This window comes from Enterobacter sp. TMH.L2, assembly GCF_050847315.1.
Lineage (GTDB): Bacteria > Pseudomonadota > Gammaproteobacteria > Enterobacterales > Enterobacteriaceae > Cedecea.
Genome location: NZ_CP193791.1, coordinates 3,513,402 through 3,539,380, shown reverse-complemented (window position 1 = coordinate 3,539,380; position 25,979 = coordinate 3,513,402). Strand labels below are relative to the sequence as shown.

Here is a 25,979-nt window from a genome sequence, read left to right as displayed (position 1 = left end):
GGAAGCGTTTAGTCGGGCTATTAACCCTAAAAAAATCTAAATTTCGGTCTAATAACAGACAATAAATTGTCTTCTCTGTTTTTCGGCCGTTGGCGATCAATTTGGGAGGCTTATTAGCCTCCCGAACCGAGCTTAGAAGTGTGTATTGACGCTCATGTAGTACGTGCGGCCAGGCTCGTTGTAGGTCTCCGCGCCAGCGCCGTACATGTAGGATTTGGTCGTGTCATTCCCGGTGGTCTGGGCGTTACCTGCGCGCCAGTGGCGCTTATCCAGCAGGTTGTCGATCCCGGCGGTGAAGCTGACGTTTTTGGTCGCGTCCCAGGTCGCGCTCATGCCAAGGATGCTATAAGGGCTGACCTCGTTGGTGTCGCTGCCGGTGACAGGAACTCCCTTATAGTTGTACTTCTTCGGTGCCTGTTTGCCGTACCACGTCAGGGTGCTTTGCAGCGAAATGTCCGGGCGAACCTGCCAGCTAAGCGTGGAGTTAAGCGTGTATTCAGGGATGATCGACAGGCGATCGCCGGTTTCCTTATTTTTACTTTGCAGCATGTAAGTCAGGTTGTTATTCCAGCTTACGGTCTCCGTCAGCGGCAGATTAATCGTACCTTCAAGACCTTCCACCACCGCTTTAGGCACGTTGCCCCACTGGTAGATGTCGGTTTTCTTGCTGTTAGAGGCAATAGGTGAATAGCCGGATTCAATTTTGTTGCGATAGTCGTTCCGGAACCAGGTGATCCCTGCCTGATAGCCGTCACGCTTGAACTCCAGGCCAATTTCTTTGTTGACGCTGGTTTCGGCTTTCAGATCCTCATTCCCCATCAGATAACACGCCCCGCCGCTGGCTGCACAGCCCTGACCGCGGCTGTAAAGGATGTAGTTCGGGTTGGTCTGATACAGACTTGGCGCTTTATAAGCCCGGGCAATACCGAGCTTCAGCGTCAAGTCTTCCACCAATTCCTGGCTCAGATTCAGCGACGGGCTCCAGTTATCCCCCACGATGGAGTGATGATCGAACCGAAGACCCGGCGTCAGCATGGTGCTGCTGGTTAGCTCCATATTGTTTTCGGCAAACAGAGAGAAGATCTCCGCTTTGGAATAAGGGCTTCGGCCGGTGGATGAGAGCCCCGGAATCGGCCCGCCTTCGCTTAACGACTGGGTGTTGGAGGTGCCGTCTTTCATGCGCTGCTGATTCCATTCGCTACCGACGGTGAGGTTTTGATTCACCAGCAGGGTAAACGGAATGCTTGCTTCGCTGTGCAGCATGACATCGCTGAGATCGATATCTGAGAACTGGTTGTTGGAGAAAATCCCCTCCGTGCCGCCCGCCAGGCCCTCATTCATGCGCGAGTTACGGGTGTGTTCGTATTGCGCATAAGTGTTGGTGGTGACGCCGTTATCCCAGCCGCCGGTCCAGGTCACGGAATAGGTCTGGCGGTAGAGACGATTGGTCTCTTTGCCGTAGTTGTCCTTCACCAACTGGCTGGTATTCGTATTCTGTGTATCACCTGAATAGAGATTCCCCTGGCGACTGTAGCCGGTTTCAAACTCCAGCGCCTGCATCGGGGCAAATTCCCAGCGGATCATTCCGTTCAGGTCTTTATGGATTACGCCTTCTCGGCCCGCTGGCAGCGTGTTGGCGTAAGACCCGGTGCGCAGTGACTGGTGCCCCTGGTTGATGTCCCAGGCGTCCGCCTGCGTTTTATCGAGGTTGCCGTAGAGACGGAAACTCACGTCGTCACCGAGCGGCCCGGTCAGGCTGAAGTTGGTGCGTTTCGTTGCGCCTTCATCTTTGTGCTCCGGGGCATTGAAATAGGTGTTCCAGCTGCCGTGGAATTCGTTGCTGCTGCGTTTGGTGATGATGTTCACCACGCCGCCAGCCGCCCCATTGCCGTAGCGGGCTGCTGCCGGGCCGCGCAGGACCTCAATGCGTTCGATCATTTCCGGTGGAACCCAGGAGGCATCGCCGCGGGTATCACGCTCGCCGCGCCAGCCCAGGCGCACTGAATTGCGGCTGGTGACGGGTTTACCGTCAACCAGGATCAGCGTGTTTTCTGGCCCCATACCGCGAATGTCGATCTGGCGGCCGTTGCCGCGCTGCCCGCTGGTGGAGTTGCCGGTCAGGTTAACTCCCGGCATGGTACGAATGATTTCAGAGACATCGCGCGCGACCGGGTGCTTCTTTAATTCCTCGGAAGTAATCACCGACACGCCGGGTGCCTGCAGCGTTTGCTGGGCTGCGGTGACGACGAGCGTGTCTTCGTTTTCAGCGGGGGTTACCTCTGCTGCTGCCGCTGAAAAAGCGGTGCCGTAGAGGCCCAGACTCACCAGTGTGGCGAGGGAGTACGATAATGTATTGTTCATTATTTATCCTGAGTGTCACCGCCTGCGTCCCTTAAGTTCCTTTCCCAAACGAGGAAGGACGCGGCAAAAGTGCCTGGAGTTGAAAGTGCGGAAACACGCTATTGCAAATGAAAACAATTATCAATGTCTTTATCAATTGCATTTTTGCAATCTATTAAAGCCGCTAATTAATCAGCCTGGGTTATTACTCCCCGTATCAATCATTCATTAACCTGATGCTCCACAATTGACCTTCCGCTGTTACGGTTCCGATACATATTTAGGTGATCTCATTAACAAACTGAGGTAAATGCCCCGTGTTTTGCCCCCTTCCGATTGTGAGAATCGCTATTCCAGGCTAGAAACAAAATGTAACAACTCTCGGTATCCACTTAGAAAACGGACAAAATTGATGGATAGATTTGGGAAACACCTCGTCTGGGTCGTGCTCGCTTTGATCGGCGCATTCGCCCTCGGCTACATCGCACTGAATCGCGGTGAACAGATAAATGCGCTGTGGATTGTTATTGCCTCAGTTTGTATCTACCTGATTGCCTATCGTTACTACGGTTTGTTTATCGCTAAACGCGTGCTAACGGTGGATGCCACGCGCATGACGCCTGCCGTGCGAAACAATGACGGCCTTGATTACGTCCCAACGGATAAAAAAGTGCTGTTTGGCCACCACTTTGCCGCCATCGCCGGGGCGGGGCCGCTGGTGGGACCGGTGCTTGCCGCGCAAATGGGTTACCTGCCTGGCATGCTTTGGCTGCTGGCAGGCGTGGTGCTGGCGGGCGCCGTGCAGGACTTTATGGTGTTGTTTGTCTCCACGCGTCGCAACGGGCGTTCGCTGGGGGAGTTAGTTAAAGAAGAAATGGGCAACACTGCGGGGGTTATCGCACTGGTCGCCTGCTTTATGATCATGGTGATTATCCTGGCCGTGCTGGCAATGATCGTGGTGAAGGCGTTAACCCACAGCCCGTGGGGGACTTACACCGTGGCCTTTACCATCCCGCTGGCGCTGTTTATGGGCGTCTACATTCGCTATTTGCGCCCGGGGCGTATCGGCGAAGTGTCGGTGATTGGCCTGGTGATGCTGGTGTTTGCCATTATTTCCGGCGGCTGGGTAGCGGAGAGCCCGACCTGGGCGCCGTACTTTGATTTTACGGGCGTGCAGCTCACCTGGATGCTGGTAGGGTACGGTTTTGTGGCCTCGGTGCTGCCGGTGTGGCTGCTGCTGGCCCCGCGTGATTACCTCTCCACCTTCCTGAAAATCGGCACCATCATCGGGCTGGCTATCGGCATTTTGATCATGCGTCCGACGCTGCAAATGCCATCATTAACAAAATTCATTGATGGCACCGGCCCGGTCTGGAGTGGGGATCTGTTCCCGTTCCTGTTTATCACCATCGCCTGTGGGGCCGTTTCCGGCTTCCACGCGCTGATTGCTTCCGGCACCACGCCAAAAATGCTGGCGAACGAAAATCAGGCCTGCTTCATTGGCTACGGCGGCATGTTGATGGAGTCCTTCGTCGCGATCATGGCGCTGGTGGCAGCCTGTATCATCGATCCGGGCGTGTACTTCGCGATGAACAGCCCGATGGCTGTATTGGCGCCTGCTGGCACGGCGGATGTTGTCGCTTCTGCCGCGCAGGTGGTGAGCGGGTGGGGCTTCCATATCACTCCGGAAACGCTGACCAACATTGCCAACGAAGTGGGCGAACAGAGCATCATCTCCCGCGCCGGTGGGGCACCAACGCTGGCCGTTGGCATGGCATATATTCTGCACGGCGCGCTCGGCGGGCTGATGGACGTCTCGTTCTGGTACCACTTTGCCATCCTGTTTGAAGCGCTGTTTATCCTGACGGCGGTGGATGCCGGGACTCGTGCGGCACGTTTTATGCTGCAGGATCTGCTGGGCGTAATCTCTCCGGGACTGAAACGGACGGACTCGCTGCCGGCCAACCTGCTTGCCACCGGGCTTTGTGTGCTCGCCTGGGGTTACTTCCTGCATCAGGGCGTGGTCGATCCGCTGGGCGGCATTAACACGCTGTGGCCGCTGTTCGGTATCGCCAACCAGATGCTGGCGGGCATGGCGCTGATGCTGTGCGCCGTTGTGCTGTTCAAAATGAAGAAGCAGCGCTATGCTTGGGTGGCGCTGATGCCGACCGCCTGGCTGCTGGTGTGCACGTTAACCGCAGGCTGGCAGAAAGCGTTCAGCTCGGATGCAAAAGTGGGCTTCCTCGCCATCGCCAATAAGTTCCAGGCGATGATTGACAGCGGTAATATTCCGGCGCAGTACACGCAGTCGCAGCTCAGCCAGTTGGTGTTTAACAACCGCCTGGATGCGGGGCTGACCATCTTCTTTATGGTGGTGGTTGTGGTGCTCGGCTGGTTCTCGCTGAAAACTGCGCTTAAGGCGCTGAAGTCTGAGCAACCGACGTCGAGCGAAACGCCGTATGAGCCGATGCCTGAGAATTACGAACAGATCGTGGCGCAGGCGAAGAGCGTACATTGATTTTTACCCTCACCCTAACCCTCTCCCTGAAAGGGAGAGGGCTGGGGCGAGGGGCAACCCACTGGAGGTACCATGTTCGATAGTCTAGCCAAAGCCGGGAAATACCTCGGTCAGGCCGCGAAGCTGATGATTGGCGTACCCGACTACGACAACTACGTGCAGCACATGCGCCTGACGCACCCTGAGCAGACGCCAATGACCTATGAAGAATTTTTCCGCGAGCGGCAGGATGCCCGCTACAGCGGTAAAGGCGGCGGACGCTGCTGCTAAGACTTAGCATTTAACAAAAATGTGACATTTAGCTCGTTTTTTAGCTGACGGTAAAAATCCTGTTGTGCGAAACCAGCGAGTATGATTTTATCAATATCGACTTTTAATCTTGATTCAGGAAACCCATGACTCATTCCCTGCAGACTTCGACCCTACTAGTTACCGCGCTACCAGCCGCGGTGGTCGTCGTGCGTGTGGTGGTGGTCGTCGGCAATGCGCCGTAGGGACTGAATCAACGCATCGATTCCAAACCCCGCCGGCGCAAACCGGGCGGGGTTTCTTGTTTTAAGTGCCTGCCCAGAAGCGAACCGGCTAATTAGAAGGACTGGAGCATGGCAATTTCGGACACACCCGCACAACGCATCACCGGCGCCCAGCTGATTGTAAAAATGTTGGAGCATCATGGCATTACAACGGTTAGTGGCATTCCCGGTGGCACCGTACTGCCGCTCTACAATGCCTTGAGCCAAAGCCCCCGCATTCGCCACGTTCTGGCTCGCCACGAGCAGGGCGCGGGATTTATGGCGCAGGGCATGGCGCGTACCAGCGGCAAACCGGCGGTCTGCATCGCCTGCAGCGGGCCGGGGGCCACAAACCTTGTCACCGCCATTGCCGACGCGCGTCTCGACTCTATTCCGCTGGTTTGTATCACCGGCCAGGTCCCCACTTCGATGATTGGCGCCGATGCTTTCCAGGAAGTGGACACCTACGGTATTTCGATTCCTATCACCAAGCATAACTACCTGGTGCGCAGCATTGACGAGCTGCCGCAGGTGATTACCGACGCTTTTCGTATCGCACAGTCCGGCCGCCCAGGGCCCGTCTGGATCGATATTCCTAAAGACATTCAGACCGCTGAAATCGACATTGCCGAACTGCCTGCGGTAGCCGCGCCTTCCGCTGCCCCGGCCTTTGACCATCAGGACATCGCCCGTGCGGCAGCGATGATCAACGAAGCCAAACGCCCGGTGCTTTATCTGGGCGGCGGCATTATCAGCGCGGGTGCAGCGGAGCAGGCGCGAGAGCTGGCGGAGCGTGCCGGGCTGCCGACAACCATGACGTTGATGGCACTGGGGACGATCCCCGCCCGACATCCGCTCTCTCTGGGAATGCTGGGAATGCATGGCGCGCGGAGCACCAACTTTATCCTGCACGAAGCCGATCTGTTGATCGTGTTGGGCGCACGCTTTGACGACCGTGCCATTGGTAAAACCGAGGAGTTTTGCCCGAATGCCAAAATTATCCACGTTGACATCGATCGTGCCGAGCTGGGCAAAATTAAGCAGGCCAACGTGGCGATTCGCGGTGACGTACGTGAAGTGCTGAGTCAGCTTATTCCGCAGACCAAAAACGCCCGGCGCAGCGAGTGGCTGCAGACGGTGAGCGAGTTGCAGCGTGAGTTCCCATTTGCCACGCCGGGAGCAGATAATCCGCTGATGCCTTATGGACTGATCAAAGCCGCAGCGGCCTGCGTAGACGATGAGGCTATTGTTACCACCGACGTAGGCCAGCACCAGATGTGGGTGGCTCAGGCTTATCCGCTCAACCGTCCGCGCCAGTGGCTGACGTCCGGCGGCCTGGGCACCATGGGCTTTGGCTTACCGGCTGCGGTTGGCGCGGCGCTGGCCGAACCTGGCCGTAAAGTGCTGTGCTTCTCCGGCGACGGCAGCCTGATGATGAATATCCAGGAGATGGCGACGGCGGCGGAAAATAATCTGGATGTAAAAATCATCCTGATGAACAACCAGGCGCTGGGGCTGGTACACCAGCAGCAGACGCTGTTCTATCAGCAGAATATCTTCGCCGCGACTTACCCCGGCATGACGGATTTCCTGACCATCGCCCGTGGCTTTGGCCTGGCAACCTGCGACCTGAACCAGGCGGAAGATCCGCAGGCCGCGCTGCAGGAAGCGATTTCTCGCCCTGGGCCTTGCCTGATCCACGTGCGTATCGACGCCGATGAAAAAGTCTACCCAATGGTGCCGCCGGGTGCCGCCAACACTCAGATGATTGGAGAGTAAGTCATGCAGCAATCTATCACTAAACAATCCACCGTCATTCTGGAACTCACGGTGCGCAACCACCCGGGCGTGATGTCACATATCTGCGGCCTGTTTGCCCGCCGCGCATTTAACGTGGAAGGCATTCTCTGTTTACCGCTGCCGGAAGGCGATCAGAGCCGCATCTGGCTGCAGGTAGCAGACGATCAGCGGCTGGAGCAGATGGTCAGTCAGGTCGATAAGCTGGAGGATGTGGTGCAGATCATTCGCCACGCCGATGACCCAGGCATCTTTAACCGCCTGACCGCATTTGTGCAGTAAATAAACCAGGGGCTTTCAGGCATATTTTTGAAAGCCCCGCGCCAGGATGAATAACTCCCCGGAAGCCGTGCCGCAAACCCTGCATACCAAAGAACGATTTCAACCAACCTCAAGCAAGAATTCGTTAGCCTGCCCTGAGAAAAATAAGTGCGATTAAATTTTGTTCGTGCTTGCCCGTTGCTTTAAAGCTACACTTAGGGAGTCAGGGATGTACATGATTACGTTCTTCAAAACGACAGAAGGAAAAACGCCGTTCAAAGCCTGGCTAAAGGCGTTAAAAGATGCGAGGGCAAAAACCAAAATAGTCATGAGGATCGACCGACTTTCCTTTGGTAACCCTGGCGATCATAAACCCTGTGGACAGGGCGTATGGGAAATGCGCATCGATGAAGGGCCTGGCTATAGGGTGTACTACGCCCAGGACGGCAAAGCAGTCTGGCTGCTACTGGCGGGGGGAGATAAACGCAATCAACAGGCGGATGTCGAACGTGCAAAAGAATGGTGGCTTGAACATCAAGGGAGAAAAAATGAAATTTAGCGAATTTGATCAAACGGTTATTGATATGCTCCGCGACGATCGTGCCTTCGCCGTGGAGTACCTGAAAGAAGCTTTTATTGGGCTGGACGGTGACGACGGCGAAGCGGTGTTTCTCATTGCCATGCGTCGGCTGGTAGAAGCCAGAGGTGGCTTTACGGAGATTGCCAGAGCGGCAAACCTAAACCGTGAAACGCTGTACCGCACGCTGTCGGAGCGTGGAAACCCCACCATCAAAACCACCAAAAAGGTTCTGCACGCGGTGGGGATTCATTTTTCAGAGATTGCGGGCTGACCGTACGCTATAAACCCTGGCGAACCAGCAGGTCAGGGGTGATTTCGGCAATGGACTTCGCGCCGGTGAGCGTCATCGCCACGCGCATCTCTTTCTCCATTAAGTTCAGCAGATTGCTAACGCCAGCCTCACCATGAGTGGCGAGTGCATACAGGAAAGCGCGCCCCAGCAGCACAGTGTCAGCGCCAAGCGCAATCATACGTACCACGTCCAGGCCATTGCGGATGCCGCTGTCCGCCAGAATGGTAAGATCGCCTTTTACCGCGTCGGCAATGGCGGGCAGGGCGCGGGCGGAAGAGAGCACGCCGTCCAACTGGCGGCCACCGTGGTTAGACACCACGATCCCGTCGGCGCCGAAGCGCACCGCATCGCGAGCATCTTCCGGGTCGAGGATCCCTTTAATCACCATCGGGCCGTCCCAGAATTCGCGGATCCACTCCAGATCTTTCCATGAAATGGACGGATCGAAGTTATTGGCCAGCCAGCCAATATAATCCTCCAGCCCGGTTGGTTTACCGAGATAGGTGGAAATATTGCCCAAATCGTGAGGGCGGCCATTTAGGCCAACGTCCCATGCCCACTGCGGGTGCGTCATCGCCTGGAAATAGCGGCGCATCGCGGCATTAGGGCCGCTCATGCCTGAGTGAGCATCACGATAGCGCGCCCCTGGCGTCGGCATATCGACGGTAAATACCAGCGTGGAGCACCCGGCGGCTTTCGCTCTCTCCAGCGCGTTGCGCATAAAACCGCGATCTTTCAAAACATAAAGCTGGAACCACATCGGGCGGTTAATCGCCGGTGCGACTTCTTCAATCGGGCAAACGGACACCGTCGACAGGGTAAAAGGAATGCCTTTTGCTGCGGCAGCTTTTGCGGCCTGAACTTCTCCCCGTCGGGCGTACATCCCGCAAAGCCCCACAGGGCCGAGGGCGACGGGCATAGAGAGTGTTTCGTTAAACAACCGGGTTTCCAGGCTCAGCGCCGACATGTTTTTCAGCACGCGCTGCTTCAGCGCCACCTGCGCCAGATCTTCCACGTTGCGCTTCAGCGTATGCTCGGCATAGGCTCCTCCGTCAATGTAGTGGAATAAAAAAGGCGGCAGAATGCGCTCGGCGGCGGCACGGTAGTCGGTTGCTGCGGAAATAATCATCGTTTCTTTTCCCTTATTTCATCACTTGCTTCGTCCGGGAGGCGGGTAATGCGTGCCTGACGGGCTTCGTCTTCCTGCAGAGTTTTGATAGTGGTGTGGACGTAGCCGAGGTGCGACTGGGCGGCTCGCCTTGCGCGCTCGGCGTCTCCGGCCAGAATCGCCTGCAATAATTCGTCATGCTGCTCGGTTAGCCCGGCAAAAATGGCCGGGACGGTGTACATGCGCTGGCGGCTGTGCAGCACCGAAGATTGCAGCAGGTCGAAGAACCCGCGCATGGTCTGCAGCAGCACGATATTGTGGGAGGCTTCGGCAATCGCCAGGTGAAACCTGACGTCGGCCTGGGCGGCTAAATCCGGGTCATCGCTCTCTTTAAATTTGAGCGTGGCATCGAAGCAGGCGATCAGCTTTTCTTTGTCGGCCTGCGTCGCCCGCATGGCGGCGTACCAGGCCGTACTGCCTTCAATGGAGTGCCTCGCTTCGAGGATATCCAACTGGTAATTGGGATCGCCCTCAACCAGCGTTTTCAGCGGCTGTACGATGCGCTGTTCCGACCATTGTTCGGTCTGGTAACGCAGATAAGTGCCGCCGCCGCGCCGGCTGGCCAGCACGCCTTCGCCAATCAGCTTTTGAATCGCCTCGCGTAAAATCGAGCGCGAACAGCCCAGTTCGGCGGCCAGCTGGCGTTCGGCGGGCAACCGCATGCCCGCCTCCAGATTACGTTCTTCAATCAGCGCCTTAACACGCTCAACCATCTGGTCGGCAAGGCGCGGCACAGCTTGGGTCATGGGATCATCCAGGTTAAAACATAGGCCTGCAGCGTGGTAATCACTCCCACCATGCAGGTGAAAATCAGGCTGTGCTTCACGGTGAAGCGGAACAGGTCTGACTCTTTCCCGACCAGCCCCACCGCCGCACAGGCAATGGCTATCGACTGCGGTGAAATCATCTTCCCGGTCACGCCGCCGGTAGTATTGGCCGCCACCAGCAGAAGGTCCGACACGCCAATCTGCTGGGCGGTCGTGGCCTGCAGCGCGGCAAACAGCGCGTTAGACGAGGTGTCCGACCCGGTGAGGAACACGCCCAGCCAGCCAAGGAACGGCGAGAAGAAAGTAAAGGCGTGGCCGGTATGCGCCAGCGCCAGGGCCAGCGTCGCCGACAGCCCGGAATAGTTGGAGATAAAAGCAAACGCCAGCACCATGCCAATGGAGTAAATCGGCAGCGCCAGCTCCTTGAGCGTTTCACCGAAAGTAACCAGCGCCGCTTTCGGTTTCATGCGCAGGTAAACAATTGAGATCAGCGCCGCGACCAGGATTGCCGTGCCGGTGGCTGACAGCCAGTCGAACTTAAACACCGCGGCGTAAGGCGCACTGGCGGTAACGACCGGCGGCATTTTGGCGACAAGGTTATCCAGGAACGGCACGGAGAAATTATAGACCCAGTCCGCCATCGTGCCGCCTTTGGCGAACAGCGCTTTAAACGGCGGAATGCTCCACAGCGTAACCGTGGCCGTTAAAAACAGGAACGGCATCCAGGCTTTGACAATCTGCCCGGTCGTGTATTTCTGCGCAGTCTGCGCCTGCACGGTTGCAGCCGCGTTCTCGCTATCAAAGCGGAAAATGCGCACCGGCTTCCAGACCCGCAGGAACGCCGTCAGGCACACCAGCGACACCAGCGAAGAGATAATGTCCGGCAGCTCGGGGCCGATAAAGTTAGAGCTGAGATACTGGGCGATAGCAAACGAGCCGCCTGCTACGATTACCGCCGGCCAGGTCTCTTTGATTCCGCGCCAGCCGTCCATAATCGCCATGATCCAGAACAGCACAATGATCGTCAGGAACGGCAGCTGGCGGCCTACCATCTGGCCGATTTCGAAGCTGTCCAGGCCGGTAACCTGCCCGGCAACGATAATGGGGATCCCCATCGCGCCGAAGGCCACCGGCGCGGTGTTCACTATCAGGCACAAACCTGCGGCGTACAGCGGCTTAAACCCGAGGCCGACCAGCAAGGCTGCGGTAATGGCAACCGGCGCCCCAAACCCGGCAGCCCCTTCCAGAAAGGCGCCGAAAGAGAAACCGACGATCAGCATTTGCAGGCGCTGGTCCGGCGTGATCGACAGGATAGAGGAGCGAATAATGTCGAACTGCCCGGTTTTGACCGAAATTTTGTAGACAAACACCGCGGCCACAATAATCCAGGCGATGGGCCACAGGCCGTAGAAGAAGCCGTACACCACCGAGGCAAGCGCGCGATCCACCGGCATGCGGTATAAAAACAGGGCAACCAGCAGGGCGAGAAATACCGTGATCGTTGCCGCTTTGTAGCCCTTCATCCGCAGCTTAATCAGCGCGAAGAAGAAAAACAGAATAGGGAGCGCGGCAATCAGGCTCGACAGCCAGATATTCCCGAGCGGGTCGTAGAGTTGGGGCCAGACTTGCATGCAGGTGTTCTCCAGGGTGAGGCGTTTATCGTTTTTTATTAGATTGGTAGGACCAATTTTGCTTTGTAGAGCAAATGATGGCTAATGGTTAATCTTGTGTTAATGAAAGGCAACGGCCCGACGAGTGTTTATCAGCGTTTTGTAGAAAAGGGCACGTTTTTAGTCAGATTGGTAGGACCAAAAAACGGCTCTCCTGGCGGGAGAGCAGTGAAGGGAGAAAGCGATTGCCGGGGGGATGACAACGCAGGTTTTGCGGCTTATTTTTTGTATTGCTCGTCACTGACTTTTTCCAGCCACTCAACGGGGCTGCCGTTTAAGGACTCCGCTATGGCGATATGCGTCATTGCCGTCTCCGGCGATGCGCCATGCCAGTGTTTAACGCCTTCAGGTATCCATGCGATATCGCCCTGATTCAGCTCCTGAATTTCTTCGCCCCATGCCTGAAGCCAGCCTCGCCCCTGGGTGACTATCAGCGTCTGGCCGAGGGGATGAGTATGCCAGGCCGTGCGTGCCCCCGGCTCAAAGGTGACAATTGCTCCGCCAACGCGGGCGTTTTCAGTGCCACTAAAAGGTGAATCAATGCGTACTGTGCCGGTGAAATAACTTTCCGGGCCCTGCTGTGAAGGTTGTGAACCGCTGCGGATAATTTTCATCAAATGCTCCAGTCGAGAAGGTCATCGTTCGTTCTCATACGGTAGTCCCGAACGCTGTAGAGAACTAGCCAGGGAAAAGTACAAGAGCTTATGAATCCAGTTCATTAATCTCGCTATACTGGGAATATTCTGTTCCTTAGTGAGGCTTGTTTCGGCCATGCTGAAAGAAAACTTCAACGATCTAATGTCATTTATCGAAGTGGCACGCGAGCGCAGCTTTACCCGAGCAGCGGCAAAGCTTGGCGTGTCCCAGTCCGCGCTCAGCCACGCGATTCGTGGTCTTGAGGAGCGTCTTCAACTGCGCTTACTGACCCGCACCACGCGCAGCGTCGCGCCCACTGAAGCCGGTGAAAAGCTGCTTGCCAGCCTGTCGCCTCGCTTTGCCGATCTTGAAAACGAGCTGGTTGCGTTGAGTGAAATGCGTGCGCGGCCGGCGGGCAATATTCGACTCAATGCGGCCGAACACAGCTTGCAGTCGGTTTTATGGCCGGTGTTGAAAACTTTCCTGGTCGACTACCCGGACATCAATGTAGAAATCAGCGTGGATAACGCCCTGACCGATATTGTCAGCGGGCAGTTCGACGCCGGGATTCGTCTCGGCGAGCAGGTGGCAAAAGATATGGTGGCCGTGCGCGTTGGCCCGGAGCTTACTATGTCGGTCATTGGTTCTCCGACCTATTTTGCGAAACATGGCTACCCGGCGACGCCGCAGGATCTCCAGCAGCATAATTGTATCAATATGCGGCTGCCTACCCTGGGAGGACTGTATGCGTGGGAATTCGAAAAGGACGGGCGTGAGCTGAAAATTCGCGTGGATGGGCAACTAACGTTCAACAGCCTGAGCCAGCGCATTGATGCCGCGCTGCAAGGTCTCGGCCTGGCATTTGTGCCGAGCGACACGGTTTCCGATGAGCTTGCCGAAGGGCGGCTGGTCCGGGTTCTGGAGTCCTGGTGCAAACCGTTCCCAGGTTATTACCTTTACTACCCCAGCCGTAAGCAGCACACGACCGCGTTCTCCCTGCTGGTGGATGCGCTGAGATACTCTTCCTGAGCCGTTGGTGATAAGCGGATTTTATTCTGGTTCAGCGACATCAAAGCCCGAAGACGCGCAGACCCTTTTCCTGGCCCACTTCGTAACTCATTGATTTATCCATTCAGCAGAGTCGTGTCCCAAAAAGGACAGGAAGGAGAAAAGAGACAGCTTTATCAGTTTCAACAAGGCGTTAGCTGTGAAAAGCTCTGTTCACTGCCGTACAGGCAGCAGGCGAGGCGCGATAGATGAAGTGCCTCGCCTGTTTTTCTCATACCAGCCTCAGAACCCAGTCCAGCGACCAGCGGCCAGCGCCACGGGCGATAACCAGCAGCAGTAATCCGCCCCAGATCAGGTGCGTGGGCCATGCGTCCGGGTAGACAAAAATTTCAATCACCAGGGTCATAAACAGCAATCCCGTTGCAGCGAAGCGTGAAAATAATCCCAGCACCAGCAGAACAGGGAAAGTATGTTCGGCCAGCGTGGCCAGGTGCGCGGCGATATCATAGGGGATAAGCGGCAGCGCATATTCGGTGCGGAACAGCTCGTAGGTGGACGGTTTTAGCGTCATAAACCCCGTGACTTTTGTGCGGCCAGAAAGGAAGAACACGGCGGCAACGCCCACGCGGGCTATCAGCAACAGCAAGTTGTCGCCGACGCCTCTCTCGATGCGATCCCAGAGTCTATTCCATAGCGCTCTCACGCCTTGTTCTGTCATGTGTTGTTCAGATACTTTCATCATTTAGCCTCAAAAGGTGTGATTAAAATGCGGCGAACACGCCGCGACTAAGCAGGTTGCTGAAAAAAGGGCCGAGGGCGAGGGCTGGCTCGGCAGCCAGGGCCTGTTCGCTAGCCTGATCGAGGGTTGCCCCCAAGCGGCAGGCAGTCAGGAAGACCGATCCGCCCTGGCTTAAGGGTTCGGCAAAAATGCGCTGCTGGCAGCGAACCAGCAGAGCGCCTTCGCCCTGCCAGTGAATCGTCTCCGGCGCGGCGGTTTGTTCGCGGTTGAACGCCCAGAGCGTGAACACCGGCAGCGTGGGGTGCCAGTACCAGCGAACGCTGTCCCGCAGCCGTAATGATGTGGTGCCCAGGGTATCCGCCGTGGTGCTTGCCAGTGCATGCACGTCCAGCGGGGCCGAGGCCGGGGCACAAAACACCTCCAGCCACAGCTTGTCCAGCTCGGCCACGGCGCTTAAATAAGTCAGTTCTCTGGCCGGAGGATAAGCGCTAATAAAGGCGGGGAAGGCGTCGCCATAGCGAACCAGTTCACCTTCGTATGGGGGGCGTTCAAGCGCATAGCCGCGCGCCATTTGACGGAAAAAATCTGTTCCGGTAAGCCTGGATACGCTGGGGAAGTTAGCGTCCAGGGCGTCAACGCAGGCTTTGATCACGCTGTTGCGATAAACGGCAAGGCCGGGCTGAGTCTGGAAATGGCTAAGTTCGGGGCGAGCTTCGCCATATAACAGGCCAATAAATGCCTCGTGGTAGCGGCTTAACTGAGTGCTCATACGGCGGCTCCCATTGTGTCGAGGATGCGCTGGGCACGCTGCTGTTCGGCCAGCAACACGTTAAACACAGGCAGGTTGTCATCCCGTTCAATAAGCGTGGGTTTTGCTCCCGCCCGCTGAATCAGTTGCGTATACAGCCGCCAGACCTCCTCGGATATTGACTGATCGTGGCTGTCGATCAGCAAATCGCTGCCCCCTTCGTCGGGGCTAAAGCCCGCCAGGTGGATCTCAGTCACACGTTCGACCGGGAAACAGCTCAGCCAGGCTGCGGCCTCAAAGCCGAGGTTGTGGGCGCTGAGCCAGACGTTGTTCAGATCCAGCAGTAGGCCACACCCACTCCGGCGGCTGACTTCGTCGAGAAATTCGATTTCATCCCATTCGTGTTCCGGCATCTGCAAATAGTGCGTAGGATTTTCCAGTGAAATCTGGCAGCCCAGCGTGTCCTGCGTGCGGTTAATGTTGTCAATAACGCGGTGCATCACCCGCGTTGTCCTCGGCACCGGCAGCAGGTCAGGATAATAAATCCCGTTCCAGCGCGACCAGGCGAGGTGCTCGGAAACAAGCGCTGGCTTGATGTCAGTCACTAGCGCTTTTAGCTGCGCGAGCAGTTGGGCGTCCGGTGGCTCGTCACCGGCCAGTGAAAGCGAAACGCCGTGCAGCGAGATCGGGTGTTGCTGGCGGATGGCCGCCAGCCACTCTCTGCGCGGGCCACCCGCCATGAGATAATTTTCACTGTGAACCTCGAACCAGAGAGAGGATGGACTGGCCCAGGCGTCGGCGTAATGCTCGGGCTTAAGGCTTAATCCGGCGCCTAAAGAGTGTGTCATCGTCATGGGAGTGGCCCTTTGATTAGCCTTCGGTCAGCGAGCCGTGGCCATTCGGCGTCTGGATCGCGGTGCAGGTCCCCGCTGGCACCATTTTGTAGGCATTTTTCTGGTAATCGACTTTGGAGGTTCCCGCGCAGGTGGTACCGGCGCCGGCCTTACAGTCGTTGTCTGCGGCTTTGGCAATGCCAAAACAGCGCTCAAGGTTTGGCCCGGTTAATTCAGCGGCAAAGGATGCCGCGCTGAAAGAAACCAAAGACAGGGCAATCGCGGACATAGCAATACGGTTCATCGTGTTCTCCAGATAATTAAAATGAATTTAGGGACGGCAATCATCGGCTATTTATTGAGAGCGTTATTTCCTCCTCATTGAATAAGACGCATTAATTTCCCGACGTAATATTCACGGCTTTAAATATCGTGCGGGCGACATTTTTCGGGTCATACAGCATCGGCACATGGCTGACCGGTAACTCGGTGACGTGGGCGTGAATTTTCTTCGCCATCGCTCGCTCCAGATCCGGGTTGATCATCCGGTCATTGCTGCCGACCAGGAACCAGCTCGGTTTCTGCTGCCAGGCAGCGGTGGTCACTTTTTCGGTAAAGCTTGCGGCGGCGATCGGCATCTGGGTGATGCCAATAATGTTCTGCGCTTCAGGCGTCGCATCCTGGGCAAAATCGGTGGCGACGGCCTTCGGATCGAGGCTCAGAAAGCCGTCCGCACCCTTGATGATTTTTGCGCTGCCGGGCGGGGCCGGGAAGCTGTTGGCCAGATCGGCCGTGGACTGACCCGGCGATGGTGCAAAGGCATTGATGTACACCAGGCCTTTCACTTTCGGATCGTTACCCGCCTCGGTAATCACCGTCCCGCCCCAGGAATGACCTACCAGAATAACGTCGCCTTTGGCACGGGCGATGGCGCGTTTGGTCGCCGCCACGTCGTCTGCGAGTGAGGTTAATGGGATCTGCGCGGTGATGATTTCGTAATGGCGCGTTTGCAGAACCGGGATCACCTGCTCCCAACTGCCGGTCGCGTCGGCGAAGGCGCCGTGCACTAACACGATGGTGTGCTGAGTTTCCGCCTGGGCGGCAAATCCGGTCATCAGGCCAGCCGCAGCCAGCGCCAGCAGCGTTTTACGCGTGGGTTTCATCTTCTTTTCCTGTTTTAGGGGGAGGGAATAAATCAGCGGTAAATATCGGCGCTGCCGAAGTAGCTGTTGTTGCCGCCGGCGGAGACCACTCGCCAGGCGCTGGCCCCGGCTTTTTCAGCTTTTGCAGCCAGTTTTTCATTGAGCTGATCGAGAGACAGCGTGGTGCTATCGCTTTCTGTGACGGTGCCAATTTTGACCAGGCCCTGAGCGCTGTGGACTTCTTTGGCAGCAAAGGCAGGCGCTACAGCAGCGGCCAGGACGAGCGGGAGAATAACGGTGCGGAACAGTTTCATCATAAGCCTCACATATCGGGTCGTTGAATACGTTGCCGCCTGAAGGTGGCGGATGCGCTTATTTAACGCCTGGTTTGTATGTGGGCTGTGTCAGAGGGAAGGGGATTTGTTTTGTTGTTTAGCCGTGGGCGGTGTGGATACAAAACAACACAATTCTTTTGTGCTGAGCCTGGATAACCCCTCTCCCCGAGCGGGAAGAGGGGAAGCGTGGGGTTAGTTTATGCCTTCCCGGCTCTCTTTTTTGGCTTCTTCAGCCTCGATGGCGCGATACCAGCGCGGGTGGTGCTTCTTCGCCCATCGGCGGCTGACTTTGCCAATGACCATGCCTTTAATCGATCCTTTCACCCAAAACGCCATGTACATATGGATCAGGATGGCGTGGATCAAAATAATGGCTGAAGCGGCGTGGATAAGCAGGCTGTAGCGAATCATCCACATTGGGAAGTAGTGCGCAAACCAGGGCCGCCAGATAATAATCCCGGTCACCAGCAGCACGAAGATCATGCTCATGATGCTCCAGAACATCATCTTCTGCCCGGCGTTGTACTTGCCCACGTCCGCCACTTTATGCTCGTTGCCTTTCAGCACCTCAACAATGCCCTTCAGCCAGGGGAGATCCTGCTTGTCGGGAATGTTGTGATGCACGAAGCGCACGAACATAAACATCAGCGCCACAAAGATAGCCACGCCGAAGAACGGGTGAAGAATGCGCCCCATCTGCGGCGTGCCGAAGGTTTCCGTCAGCCATTGCAGCGTCGGGAAGAACAGGGCAATGCCGGACAGCGACACGAGGAAGAAGCAAATCACTACCGTCCAGTGGCAGGCACGGTCGATGAATTTGGTTCTGACGATCATCTTACTCATGCTTGTCCTCCTCATCTTCGTCCACCTCTTCGTTCGGCCCGATCCCGACATAGTGGAAAATCAGGGCCGCGAAGGTAGCAACAAACCCGGCAGCCGAGAGCGGCTTCAGAATGCCTTTCCACAGGTTGATTGGGGTATCAATCTTCGGCTCTTTCGGCAGGTTGTGGTACAGCTCCGGCTGGTCCGCGTGGTGCAGCACGTAAACGACGTGTGTGCCGCCCACGCCCTGCGGGTTGTAAACGCCCGCCTGTTCAAAGCCGCGTTTTTTCAGCTTCTCAACGCGCTGCTCTGCCATGTCCAGCATCTCTTTGCGAATACCAAAGCGAATCGCACCTGTCGGGCAGGTTTTCACGCAGGCAGGTTCCTGGCCTACGCTAACGCGGTCAACGCACAGGGTGCATTTATACACGCGGTTATCGTCTTTGTTCAGGCGAGGGATGTTGAACGGGCAGCCCGCGATGCAGTAGCCGCAGCCGATGCAGTGCTCGGACTGGAAGTCCACGATGCCGTTGGCGTACTGAATAATTGCCCCAGCGGACGGGCAGGCCTTGAGGCAGCCCGGATCTTCGCAGTGCATACAGCCGTCTTTGCGGATCAGCCATTCCAGCTTGCCGTTTTCACGGGTTTCTGAAAAACGCATCAGCGTCCAGGACTTGGCGCTCAGGTCAGCGGGGTTGTCGTATACCCCCACGCAGTGGCCGACTTCGTCGCGGATATCGTTCCACTCCGAGCAGGCCACCTGGCAGGCCTTGCAGCCGATACAGCTTGTGACATCGATGAGCTTGGTGACTTCTTCCTTGAAGTCACGTGCTTGCGGCGGCGGGGTGAATCTGTTGGTCGCCGAGCGTTTGATAATATCCTGAGATTGCATGGACATTGTTTCCTCCCTTACGCCTTCTCAATGTTGACCAGAAACGCCTTGTACTCCGGCGTTTGCGAGTTGGCGTCACCCACCGACGGCGTCAGGGTGTTGGCGAGATAGCCCTTGCGGGCCACGCCTTCAAAGCCCCAGTGCAACGGGATCCCGATGGTTTCGATTTCCTGGCCGCCCGCCTGCAGGGTTTGCAGGCGTGGCGTCACCACGGCCACGGCTTTAATAAAGCCGCGTTTGCTGCTGACTTTCACCCGATCGCCGTGCGCAATGCCTTTCGCTTTCGCCAGCCCTTCGCTTATTTCTACGAACTGTTCCGGCTGCACGATGGCGTTCAACCGCGCGTGCTTGGTCCAGGTGTGGAAGTGCTCAGTCAGGCGATAAGTGGTGCCGACATACGGGAACTGCTTCCTGTTACCCATGCGTTTAGCGTCCGCTTCGTACAGGCGCGCCGCCGGGTTGGAAACCACTTTCGGGTGCAGCGGGTTGGTGCCCAGCGGCGTTTCAAACGGCTCGTAGTGCTCCGGGAACGGCCCTTCGGCAAGTTTGTCGAGGGCAAACAGACGGCCCAAACCTTCCTGCTGCATGATGAACGGCCCGACGCCGCTGTCCGGGGCGGCAGTGCTGAAGTCCGGGATATCGTTCCCGACCCATTTCGTGCCGTTCCACTCAATCAGCATACGTTTGGCGTCCCACGGCTTGCCCTGCAGATCTGCCGAGGCGCGGTTGTATAACACGCGGCGGTTCATCGGCCACGCCCATGCCCAGCCCAGCGTATTACCCAGCCCGGACGGATCCGCGTTGTCGCGGTTTGCCATCTGGTTGCCTTTGCTGGTCCAGCTTCCGGCGTAAATCCAGCAGCCGGAAGCCGTGGAGCCGTCATCACGCAGCAGCGCGAAGGAATCAAGCAGTTGGCCTTTTTTCGCCAGCAGGTTGCCGTTGGCGTCAAACAGATCTTCCAGCGCGTAGCCGTTGCTCTCCTGAGCGACTTCTTCGGACTCGGGATGATCGGGCTGTTCGTAGTGCCAGCGCATTTTCATCAGCGGCTCAATACCTTTACCGCCTTCGGCCTGGTACATCTGGCGCAGACGGTAGTAAAGTCCGGCAAGGATCTCCCCGTCATTCAGCGCTTCACCCGGCGCATCCGCGCCTTTCCAGTGCCACTGCAGCCAGCGGCCCGAGTTGGCGATGGAGCCATCTTCTTCCGCAAAGCAGGTGGACGGCAGGCGGAACACTTCGGTCTGGATTTTCGCCGGGTCAACGTCGTTCATCTCGCCGTGGTTTTGCCAGAAGTTGGAGGTTTCCGTCACCAGCGGGTCGATAACCACCATGTACTTCAGCTTGCTCAGGCAGGCGACAACCTTGTTTTTATCCGGGAATGAGGCGACAGGGTTAAAGCCCTGGCACAGGTAGCCGGTGACGAGGTTGCGATCCATCATGTCGAAGTACTTCAGCACGTCGTACGCCTGATCCCACTTCGGCAGCCAGTCAAAGCCCCAGCCGTTCTCTTTCTGCGCGTCGTCGCCGTAGAAGGTTTTCATCAGGCTGACGAAGAACTTCGGATAATTCCCCCAGTAGTTCACCTGGCCCGGCAGCGTCGCTTTTGGCGTGTTGGCGGCCAGGTAACCGTCGAGCGTGGTTTGCTTGTCGGACGGTAAAGAGAGGTAGCCCGGCAGGCTGGTGGACAGCAGGCCGAGGTCGGTCAGGCCCTGAATGTTGGAGTGGCCACGCAGCGCGTTGACGCCGCCGCCCGCCATTCCCATATTGCCGAGCAGCAGCTGGATCATCGCCATGGTGCGGATGTTTTGCGCGCCCACGGTGTGCTGAGTCCAGCCCAGCGCGTACAGGAACGTAGTTGTGCGATCGACTGCGCTGGTGGAGGCCAGCACTTCACAGACTTTGAGGAAATCTGCCTGCGGCGTGCCGCAGATATGCTCGACGACGTCCGGCGTGTAGCGGGAAACGTGCTCTTTGAGCAGGTTCCAGACGCAGCGCGGGTCGGTTAGCGTGTCATCTCGCTTCGCAAAGCCGTTTTCGTCGAACTGATAATTCCAGGTGGTTTTATCGTACTGGCGCTTTTCTTCGTCGTAGCCGCTGAACAGGCCATCTTCGAAGCTAAAGTCCTCACGCACCAGCAGGGCCGCGTTGGTGTAGTGTTTGACGTATTCGGCGTTGATTTTGTTATTGGAGATCAGGTACAGAATCACGCCCGACAGGAAGGTAATGTCGGTGCCGGAGCGGATCGGCGCGTAAATGTCCGCCACCGATGCCGTGCGGGTGAAGCGCGGATCGACCACGATCAGCGTGGCGTCGTTGTTGTTTTTGGCTTCCATCGCCCAGCGGAAACCGACCGGGTGGGCTTCAGCGGCGTTACCGCCCATCACCATCACCACGTTGGCGTTTTTGATATCAACCCAGTGGTTGGTCATCGCACCGCGACCAAATGTTGGAGCAAGACTTGCTACCGTTGGTCCGTGTCAGACGCGCGCCTGGTTATCTACCGCCAGCATGCCCAGCGAGCGGGCAAACTTCTGGGTTAACATGCCGGTTTCGTTGCTGGCCGCCGAGGCGCACAGCATCCCGGTAGAAAGCCAGCGGTTAACCGTCACGTTCTGTTCATTTTTCTCGATGAAGTTGGCATCGCGGTCGTCTTTCATCAGGCGGGCAATACGGGAGAACGCCTCGTCCCAGCTGATGCGCTGCCATTTGTCTGACCCAGGCGCACGGTATTCCGGGTAACGCAGGCGATTATCGCTGTGAATGTAGTCCAGCAGCCCCGCGCCTTTCGGGCACAGCGCGCCGCGGTTGACCGGATGATCCGGGTCCCCTTCAATATGGAAAATGCTGGATTTGGCATTTTTCGAGCCATCCCCGAGGCTATACATCAATAAACCACAGCCAACAGAACAGTAAGTACAGCTATTGCGAGTCTCTTTTGCACGCAGCAGCTTGTAGTTGCGCGTTTCCGCCAGCGCGGCTTTTGGGACAAAGCCCAGCACCGCCGCCGTTGTACCTGCCATTCCGCCGGCGCAGATTTTGAAAAACTTCCTGCGACTGACGTTCATCGTCACCTCATTGTTATGACGTTTTTAGTACGGGCGAAAATAGCAGCTATAGCCATTCAGATATTGCGTGAAATCAATTCGATAAACATTGGGTAGGTGATTACCCCTTTGGTATTAGTGGTTATTTGACGGAGATAACACTGGCGTGTGCCTGGGGCAGAGAAAAGGGGAGTAAAGCGGCGTGGTTAGAGGCGGTGCCGTTTATCAGGGAAACGGCACGAGGCAGGCGTTGAGTCAGATGCGGGTGATTGTGAACCACCGGCGCCAGATAAAGCGCAGCAGATAATATTCAATGGTGCCCAAAGCGAGGAACCAGATGCAGAACAGGATCACGTAAAGCTGGCTAAGGTCGACCAGGTGGAAAGTGTCTATCAGCTTTTGTGCCAGCGTCAGCGTTAACGCCGGGGCCGGGAGCAGCAGGCATGACAGAAAGGCCAGCAGCAAAATGCCGCCCGCGCTCAACAGCGCTTGATGTGGATGGTTCATGACGTTGTTAGCCTGAAGTTAAAAGGCTATTGTCCGGGAAAGTGCACCCAAGTGTAAACCATTTGAGAAAGGGTAAAAAAGCGGCCCCTGCGAACAGAGGCCATCATCATCAGTTAAAAACGTTTTGCAGCAGCGTGTACATCTGGGTGAAAGCGCGTTTTGCCACTTCCGGGTGGTATTTCGCGACGCCTTCAACGTTCGCGCCCGGGTCGGTAAACGAGTGCACGGCACCGGCGTAGCTCACCAGCTGCCAGTCTACCGATGCGGCGTTCATTTCGCTGACAAACTCGCTCAGCTGCTCGCGCGGCACCAGCGGATCTTCCGCACCGTCCAGCACCAGAATAGAGGCTTTGATCTCTCCGGCGGCGTGGGTTTTTAGGGTATTCAGCGTGCCGTGGAAGGAAACAGCCGCTTTAATATCCGCGCCGCTTCTTGCGAGCTCCAGCGCGCAGTGCCCGCCGAAGCAAAAGCCCGCTACCGCCAGTTTGCTGCCGTCGACGGCGGCAATTTTCTGCGTGGCAAGCGTGTCCAGCGCGGCCTGCATACGGCCTACTTCCGCCGGGGTGTCCTTCACGCCCATCATCAGGGCACCGGCTTCATCGGCGTTGGTAGGGCGCTTGCCCTGGCCATAGAGATCGGCGACTAGCACGACATAGCCCTGGGCGGCGATCCCTTTGGCCTGTTCAACCGCTCCAGTGCTCACGCCCATCCAGTTAGGTGCGATCAGGACGCCGGGCCGCGCAGCGCTCTGGTTTTCCTGGTAGACCAGTACGCTTTCAAAGGTTTGATTCTCGACTTGATAAGTAACGGGTGTTGAAATAATTTCTGACATCAGAATTAACCCCTAAATAAAATTTATTGGTCGGCAGGTGAAGTCTAATTAATTTCATAATGCTAACAAATTAGCAATTTATTAAATTTACAAGCGCATGAAATGCTATTTAATTTAATTTAAAAAACGTTTATTTGTTAGCGATAAATAATTTATGTGAATAATTGTAATTAACGATGTTCGGGCAGGGAATATCCATTCTATCTCCAGGCCTTATTCACATTAGGGCATCACGCTGCGTCATCGGTAACAGGCGAGAGTCTTCCAGCGCCGCCGTGCGATGGCCAATTCCCTGCATACAGGCTTCATTATTCGCGAAGGCCAGAAAAGCTTCGGCACTGCTCTGCCGCACGAGCATGGCGCAGTCCCAGCGTTCATCCTGCGGGCCAATCAGCCAGCTGTCTGCGGCGCCAAAGAAAATAATGTCCCCGCCGCTTTGGCGTAAAAACGGCAGCGTGTGCTGTATATAGCGCTGAAAAGCTTCCGCGCCGCTAATCGGGCTAAGCGGCATTAATTCCGGGGTGGCTGAGTAATCCGCCATTGCCCTAAAACGCAGGAGGTTGAGCATATAAACCTCCCCGTAAATTTGTTTCATCACAAAATGTCGCGCGGCCTGCGGGGTGGGCTGCAGGTAAGGAGTCGTGTTTGAGGACGTGACCATAATTATTCCTGTTATTTTCCAGCGGCAAAATGAGCGAGAAGCAGAGAGGCCACGTCTTCTTCCAGCGCAGGAGGAATTTCATGCCCCATGCCTGCAATGAGCTGCAATTTTGCGGCGGGGATCGTCTCGGCAATGTCCTGCCCGGCTTCTACGGGGAAGAGGGGATCGTGAGTGCCGTGAAGCACCAACGTGGGGGCTACGATCTGTTTTATCTCCTGACGAAGATCGCCTGTGGCCGCCATCGCTGCAATCTGACGCAGCATGCCTGGCATAGAACTGGCGCGCGCCAGCGAGGTTTGTAGCAGCGCCGTGTAGTACTCCTCGTCAAACGGGAGGTGCGTTGAGGCAATGCGCCTGAAGAACGCGAGTTGCTGCTCAAGCCAGGCGCTTTGGTGCGAATGCGGATCGGGCTTAGGCCCCATTAGCATTGCCATCACATCCGGGGCCGGAGGCGGAAGCTGAGGATTGCCTGTGCTGGACATGATAGCGCACAGAGACAGCGTTTTTTGCGGATATTGCGCGGCAAACAGCTGGGCAATCATGCCGCCCATAGAGCGCCCAGCAATGTGCGCCGCCGGAATACCGGCGTTGTCCAGCGTGAGGGCAACGTCCGCCGCCATGTCCCGGAGTGTATAGGCGATGGGGATCCTTTGGCCCTGGGAGAGCGCCTGCAGGTCGGGCACGCCCGCGTGGTTCAAGGAGGGGGACAGCCCGCAGTCACGATTATCGGCCCGTAAAACATAGAAACCAGCGTCGGCCAGCCGCTGGCAAAAACGCTGCGACCAACTGATGCTCTGGCTTCCCAGCCCCGGCAGCAGGACTATTGCCGGGTGCTTTTTATCACCGAAGCTGTCGAAGTAGAGGGAGACCGGCAGGTTAGTCGCTGTGTTCATGGGCGATCCTCATTTTTTTCTGCCAGGCTTCCAGCAGATTTTCCAGCGCGGCTTTAACGTTTTGCTCATCCGGCTTGACCTTTTCAAGCACGGTGAACTCGAAAGCGGACTCACCATACTGGTTCCAGGCCAGCTGCAGCGCCTTATTGCGGTGCTGCCCGAACTTCAGTTCAAACAGATGGCGGTTTAACACGCCCTGAGCGTTTGCGGCGCTGGCGAGCAGCTTATGGCCGGTTTGCGTATTGGCTATCAAATAGATGCCCGCCGTGGTCGGGCTGTCTTTATAGCTCTGCTTCAGATCTTTTTTGCTTAGTGTCTCAGTCATTTTTTGGACTCCTGCTTGCCAAAAGCTAACGTTGCCGCATAGCGGCGAATATCCTGCGGCCAGCCTTCCATCGCGGCGTTGAAGGCCGTTTCGTCATCGGCAAACAGCGCGCGCAGGCAAGTTTCATACTCCGGCAGATCGCCCGCCACCTCGTGCATAAACTGGTAGGCGCTTTCGTGCCTGCGGCGCTTGTTGTCCGCCGGTTCGCTGGCTTTTCTGGCCTGTTCGATCAGTCGACGTAAGGTTGCAGAAGCGCCGCCCGGCTGCGTGGCCAGCCACTCCCAGTGGCGGGGCAGCAGGGTGACCTCCTTCGCCGATACGCCAAGCTTAGGCCTGCCGCGAGTTTTAACCGCAGCGGTCTCTTCGGTTAGCTGTTCGGCCAACTCGGGGTAAGCCGCAATGGCGCTGGCTTCGTCCCCGTGGACGTGGATATCCAGCCGTTTGCCGGTCTGGTCATGGAAGATAAACACCGGCTCGTTACCGATTGGCGTGGCCTTTAGCTGCCGCAACAGTTCGTTCAGGCTGCCGTGGGCAATCAACTGCCGCTGCATAAAGGCGGTAAGGGTGACAGAAGACATGGGTGACCTATTTTATCCGGGTAAAAATAGTAGCCTATCGGGGTAGCCCGACCTTGTCAATTATACCCGGGTAAAATAG

28 protein-coding genes are annotated in these 25,979 nt (G+C 56.7%); 8 read left to right on the top strand and 20 right to left on the bottom strand.

The window, feature by feature from the left end:
• Positions 1–132: 132 nt before the first annotated feature.
• Positions 133–2,361: a TonB-dependent siderophore receptor gene (locus ACREYP_RS17070; protein WP_008454682.1), complete on the bottom strand. Its 2,229-nt coding sequence runs from the start codon at positions 2,359–2,361 to the stop codon at positions 133–135.
• Positions 2,362–2,752: 391 nt separating this feature from the next.
• On the opposite strand from ACREYP_RS17070, the gene cstA reads away from it, so the two are divergent.
• The 7 genes from cstA (at position 2,753) to ACREYP_RS17035 (ending at position 8,279) form a co-directional block, all read left to right on the top strand.
• The gene (gene cstA / locus ACREYP_RS17065) at positions 2,753–4,858 is read left to right on the top strand and encodes a pyruvate/proton symporter CstA (RefSeq protein WP_008454692.1); all 2,106 of its coding nucleotides are present in this window, start codon (positions 2,753–2,755) and stop codon (positions 4,856–4,858) included.
• 72 nt (positions 4,859–4,930) lie between these two features.
• A complete protein-coding gene (locus tag ACREYP_RS17060) occupies positions 4,931–5,128 on the top strand; it encodes a YbdD/YjiX family protein (protein WP_166866308.1) in 198 nt (65 codons plus the stop codon).
• A gap of 125 nt (positions 5,129–5,253) precedes the next feature.
• Complete coding sequence (ivbL, locus tag ACREYP_RS17055) at positions 5,254–5,352, top strand: ilvB operon leader peptide IvbL (protein ID WP_071842708.1); 99 nt, start codon at positions 5,254–5,256, stop codon at positions 5,350–5,352.
• A gap of 108 nt (positions 5,353–5,460) precedes the next feature.
• Positions 5,461–7,149: an acetolactate synthase large subunit gene (gene ilvB, locus ACREYP_RS17050; protein WP_008454696.1), complete on the top strand. Its 1,689-nt coding sequence runs from the start codon at positions 5,461–5,463 to the stop codon at positions 7,147–7,149.
• 3 nt (positions 7,150–7,152) lie between these two features.
• Positions 7,153–7,449 carry an acetolactate synthase small subunit gene (gene ilvN, locus ACREYP_RS17045; RefSeq protein WP_008454697.1) on the top strand — a complete coding sequence of 99 codons (297 nt, stop codon included), beginning with the start codon at positions 7,153–7,155 and terminating at the stop codon, positions 7,447–7,449.
• A 208-nt stretch (positions 7,450–7,657) separates the two neighbouring features.
• Positions 7,658–7,987: a type II toxin-antitoxin system RelE/ParE family toxin gene (locus ACREYP_RS17040; protein WP_498880994.1), complete on the top strand. Its 330-nt coding sequence runs from the start codon at positions 7,658–7,660 to the stop codon at positions 7,985–7,987.
• Complete coding sequence (locus ACREYP_RS17035; protein ID WP_008454699.1) at positions 7,977–8,279, top strand: addiction module antidote protein; 303 nt, start codon at positions 7,977–7,979, stop codon at positions 8,277–8,279. Before ACREYP_RS17040 ends, ACREYP_RS17035 begins: the two co-directional genes overlap by 11 nt.
• A 7-nt stretch (positions 8,280–8,286) precedes the next feature.
• Here ACREYP_RS17035 and lldD read toward each other — a convergent pair whose 3' ends face one another.
• The 4 genes from lldD to ACREYP_RS17015 all read right to left on the bottom strand — a co-directional run bounded on the left by lldD (position 8,287) and on the right by ACREYP_RS17015 (position 12,519).
• On the bottom strand, positions 8,287–9,429 hold the full coding sequence (gene lldD / locus ACREYP_RS17030) for an FMN-dependent L-lactate dehydrogenase LldD (RefSeq protein WP_008454700.1): 1,143 nt from the start codon (positions 9,427–9,429) through the stop codon (positions 8,287–8,289).
• Positions 9,426–10,214 (bottom strand): transcriptional regulator LldR, encoded by a 789-nt coding sequence (gene lldR / locus ACREYP_RS17025; protein ID WP_166866296.1) that lies wholly within the window; start codon positions 10,212–10,214, stop codon positions 9,426–9,428. The genes lldD and lldR overlap by 4 nt, the downstream gene beginning before the upstream one ends.
• A complete protein-coding gene (gene lldP, locus ACREYP_RS17020; RefSeq protein ID WP_008454702.1) occupies positions 10,211–11,866 on the bottom strand; it encodes an L-lactate permease in 1,656 nt (551 codons plus the stop codon). The genes lldR and lldP overlap by 4 nt, the downstream gene beginning before the upstream one ends.
• A 257-nt stretch (positions 11,867–12,123) precedes the next feature.
• Positions 12,124–12,519: a (R)-mandelonitrile lyase gene (locus ACREYP_RS17015; RefSeq protein ID WP_336818520.1), complete on the bottom strand. Its 396-nt coding sequence runs from the start codon at positions 12,517–12,519 to the stop codon at positions 12,124–12,126.
• Between the two features lie 157 nt (positions 12,520–12,676).
• Here ACREYP_RS17015 and ACREYP_RS17010 point away from each other — a divergent pair, with 157 nt between their 5' ends.
• Positions 12,677–13,570 carry a LysR family transcriptional regulator gene (locus ACREYP_RS17010; protein ID WP_008454704.1) on the top strand — a complete coding sequence of 298 codons (894 nt, stop codon included), beginning with the start codon at positions 12,677–12,679 and terminating at the stop codon, positions 13,568–13,570.
• Between the two features lie 250 nt (positions 13,571–13,820).
• Here ACREYP_RS17010 and ACREYP_RS17005 read toward each other — a convergent pair whose 3' ends face one another.
• From ACREYP_RS17005 to ACREYP_RS16935, 15 genes are all read right to left on the bottom strand, one after another.
• Positions 13,821–14,291, bottom strand: a complete 471-nt coding sequence (locus ACREYP_RS17005) for a DoxX family protein (protein WP_336818521.1) — start codon at positions 14,289–14,291, stop codon at positions 13,821–13,823.
• Positions 14,292–14,310: 19 nt separating this feature from the next.
• Positions 14,311–15,057 carry an HvfC/BufC family peptide modification chaperone gene (locus ACREYP_RS17000; RefSeq protein WP_336818522.1) on the bottom strand — a complete coding sequence of 249 codons (747 nt, stop codon included), beginning with the start codon at positions 15,055–15,057 and terminating at the stop codon, positions 14,311–14,313.
• Complete coding sequence (bufB, locus tag ACREYP_RS16995; RefSeq protein WP_336818523.1) at positions 15,054–15,890, bottom strand: MNIO family bufferin maturase; 837 nt, start codon at positions 15,888–15,890, stop codon at positions 15,054–15,056. Before bufB ends, ACREYP_RS17000 begins: the two co-directional genes overlap by 4 nt.
• A 16-nt stretch (positions 15,891–15,906) precedes the next feature.
• Positions 15,907–16,173 (bottom strand): BufA1 family periplasmic bufferin-type metallophore, encoded by a 267-nt coding sequence (locus ACREYP_RS16990; protein WP_008460533.1) that lies wholly within the window; start codon positions 16,171–16,173, stop codon positions 15,907–15,909.
• A gap of 91 nt (positions 16,174–16,264) precedes the next feature.
• A complete protein-coding gene (locus ACREYP_RS16985; RefSeq protein WP_008460535.1) occupies positions 16,265–17,032 on the bottom strand; it encodes an alpha/beta fold hydrolase in 768 nt (255 codons plus the stop codon).
• A gap of 32 nt (positions 17,033–17,064) precedes the next feature.
• Positions 17,065–17,328, bottom strand: a complete 264-nt coding sequence (locus ACREYP_RS16980; protein ID WP_157141438.1) for a YdgH/BhsA/McbA family protein — start codon at positions 17,326–17,328, stop codon at positions 17,065–17,067.
• A 210-nt stretch (positions 17,329–17,538) separates the two neighbouring features.
• Entirely contained in the window at positions 17,539–18,204 is a 666-nt protein-coding gene (gene fdnI / locus ACREYP_RS16975; RefSeq protein ID WP_034809921.1) for a formate dehydrogenase-N subunit gamma, read from the bottom strand.
• Entirely contained in the window at positions 18,182–19,066 is an 885-nt protein-coding gene (fdxH, locus tag ACREYP_RS16970; protein ID WP_336818524.1) for a formate dehydrogenase subunit beta, read from the bottom strand. The genes fdnI and fdxH overlap by 23 nt, the downstream gene beginning before the upstream one ends.
• A gap of 11 nt (positions 19,067–19,077) precedes the next feature.
• A complete protein-coding gene (fdnG, locus tag ACREYP_RS16965) occupies positions 19,078–22,125 on the bottom strand; it encodes a formate dehydrogenase-N subunit alpha (protein WP_336818525.1) in 3,048 nt (1,015 codons plus the stop codon).
• A gap of 234 nt (positions 22,126–22,359) precedes the next feature.
• Entirely contained in the window at positions 22,360–22,611 is a 252-nt protein-coding gene (locus ACREYP_RS16960; RefSeq protein ID WP_008460543.1) for a DUF1158 family protein, read from the bottom strand.
• Between the two features lie 109 nt (positions 22,612–22,720).
• The gene (locus ACREYP_RS16955) at positions 22,721–23,443 is read right to left on the bottom strand and encodes a dienelactone hydrolase family protein (RefSeq protein WP_008460545.1); all 723 of its coding nucleotides are present in this window, start codon (positions 23,441–23,443) and stop codon (positions 22,721–22,723) included.
• Positions 23,444–23,660: 217 nt separating this feature from the next.
• Positions 23,661–24,011, bottom strand: a complete 351-nt coding sequence (locus ACREYP_RS16950) for a DUF1330 domain-containing protein (protein WP_202801389.1) — start codon at positions 24,009–24,011, stop codon at positions 23,661–23,663.
• 104 nt (positions 24,012–24,115) lie between these two features.
• Positions 24,116–24,997 carry an alpha/beta fold hydrolase gene (locus ACREYP_RS16945; RefSeq protein WP_336818526.1) on the bottom strand — a complete coding sequence of 294 codons (882 nt, stop codon included), beginning with the start codon at positions 24,995–24,997 and terminating at the stop codon, positions 24,116–24,118.
• Positions 24,981–25,322, bottom strand: coding sequence for a GIY-YIG nuclease family protein (locus ACREYP_RS16940; protein ID WP_336818527.1), 342 nt, complete (start codon positions 25,320–25,322; stop codon positions 24,981–24,983). Before ACREYP_RS16940 ends, ACREYP_RS16945 begins: the two co-directional genes overlap by 17 nt.
• The gene (locus ACREYP_RS16935) at positions 25,319–25,900 is read right to left on the bottom strand and encodes a DUF2239 family protein (protein WP_336818528.1); all 582 of its coding nucleotides are present in this window, start codon (positions 25,898–25,900) and stop codon (positions 25,319–25,321) included. Before ACREYP_RS16935 ends, ACREYP_RS16940 begins: the two co-directional genes overlap by 4 nt.
• Positions 25,901–25,979 lie beyond the last annotated feature (79 nt).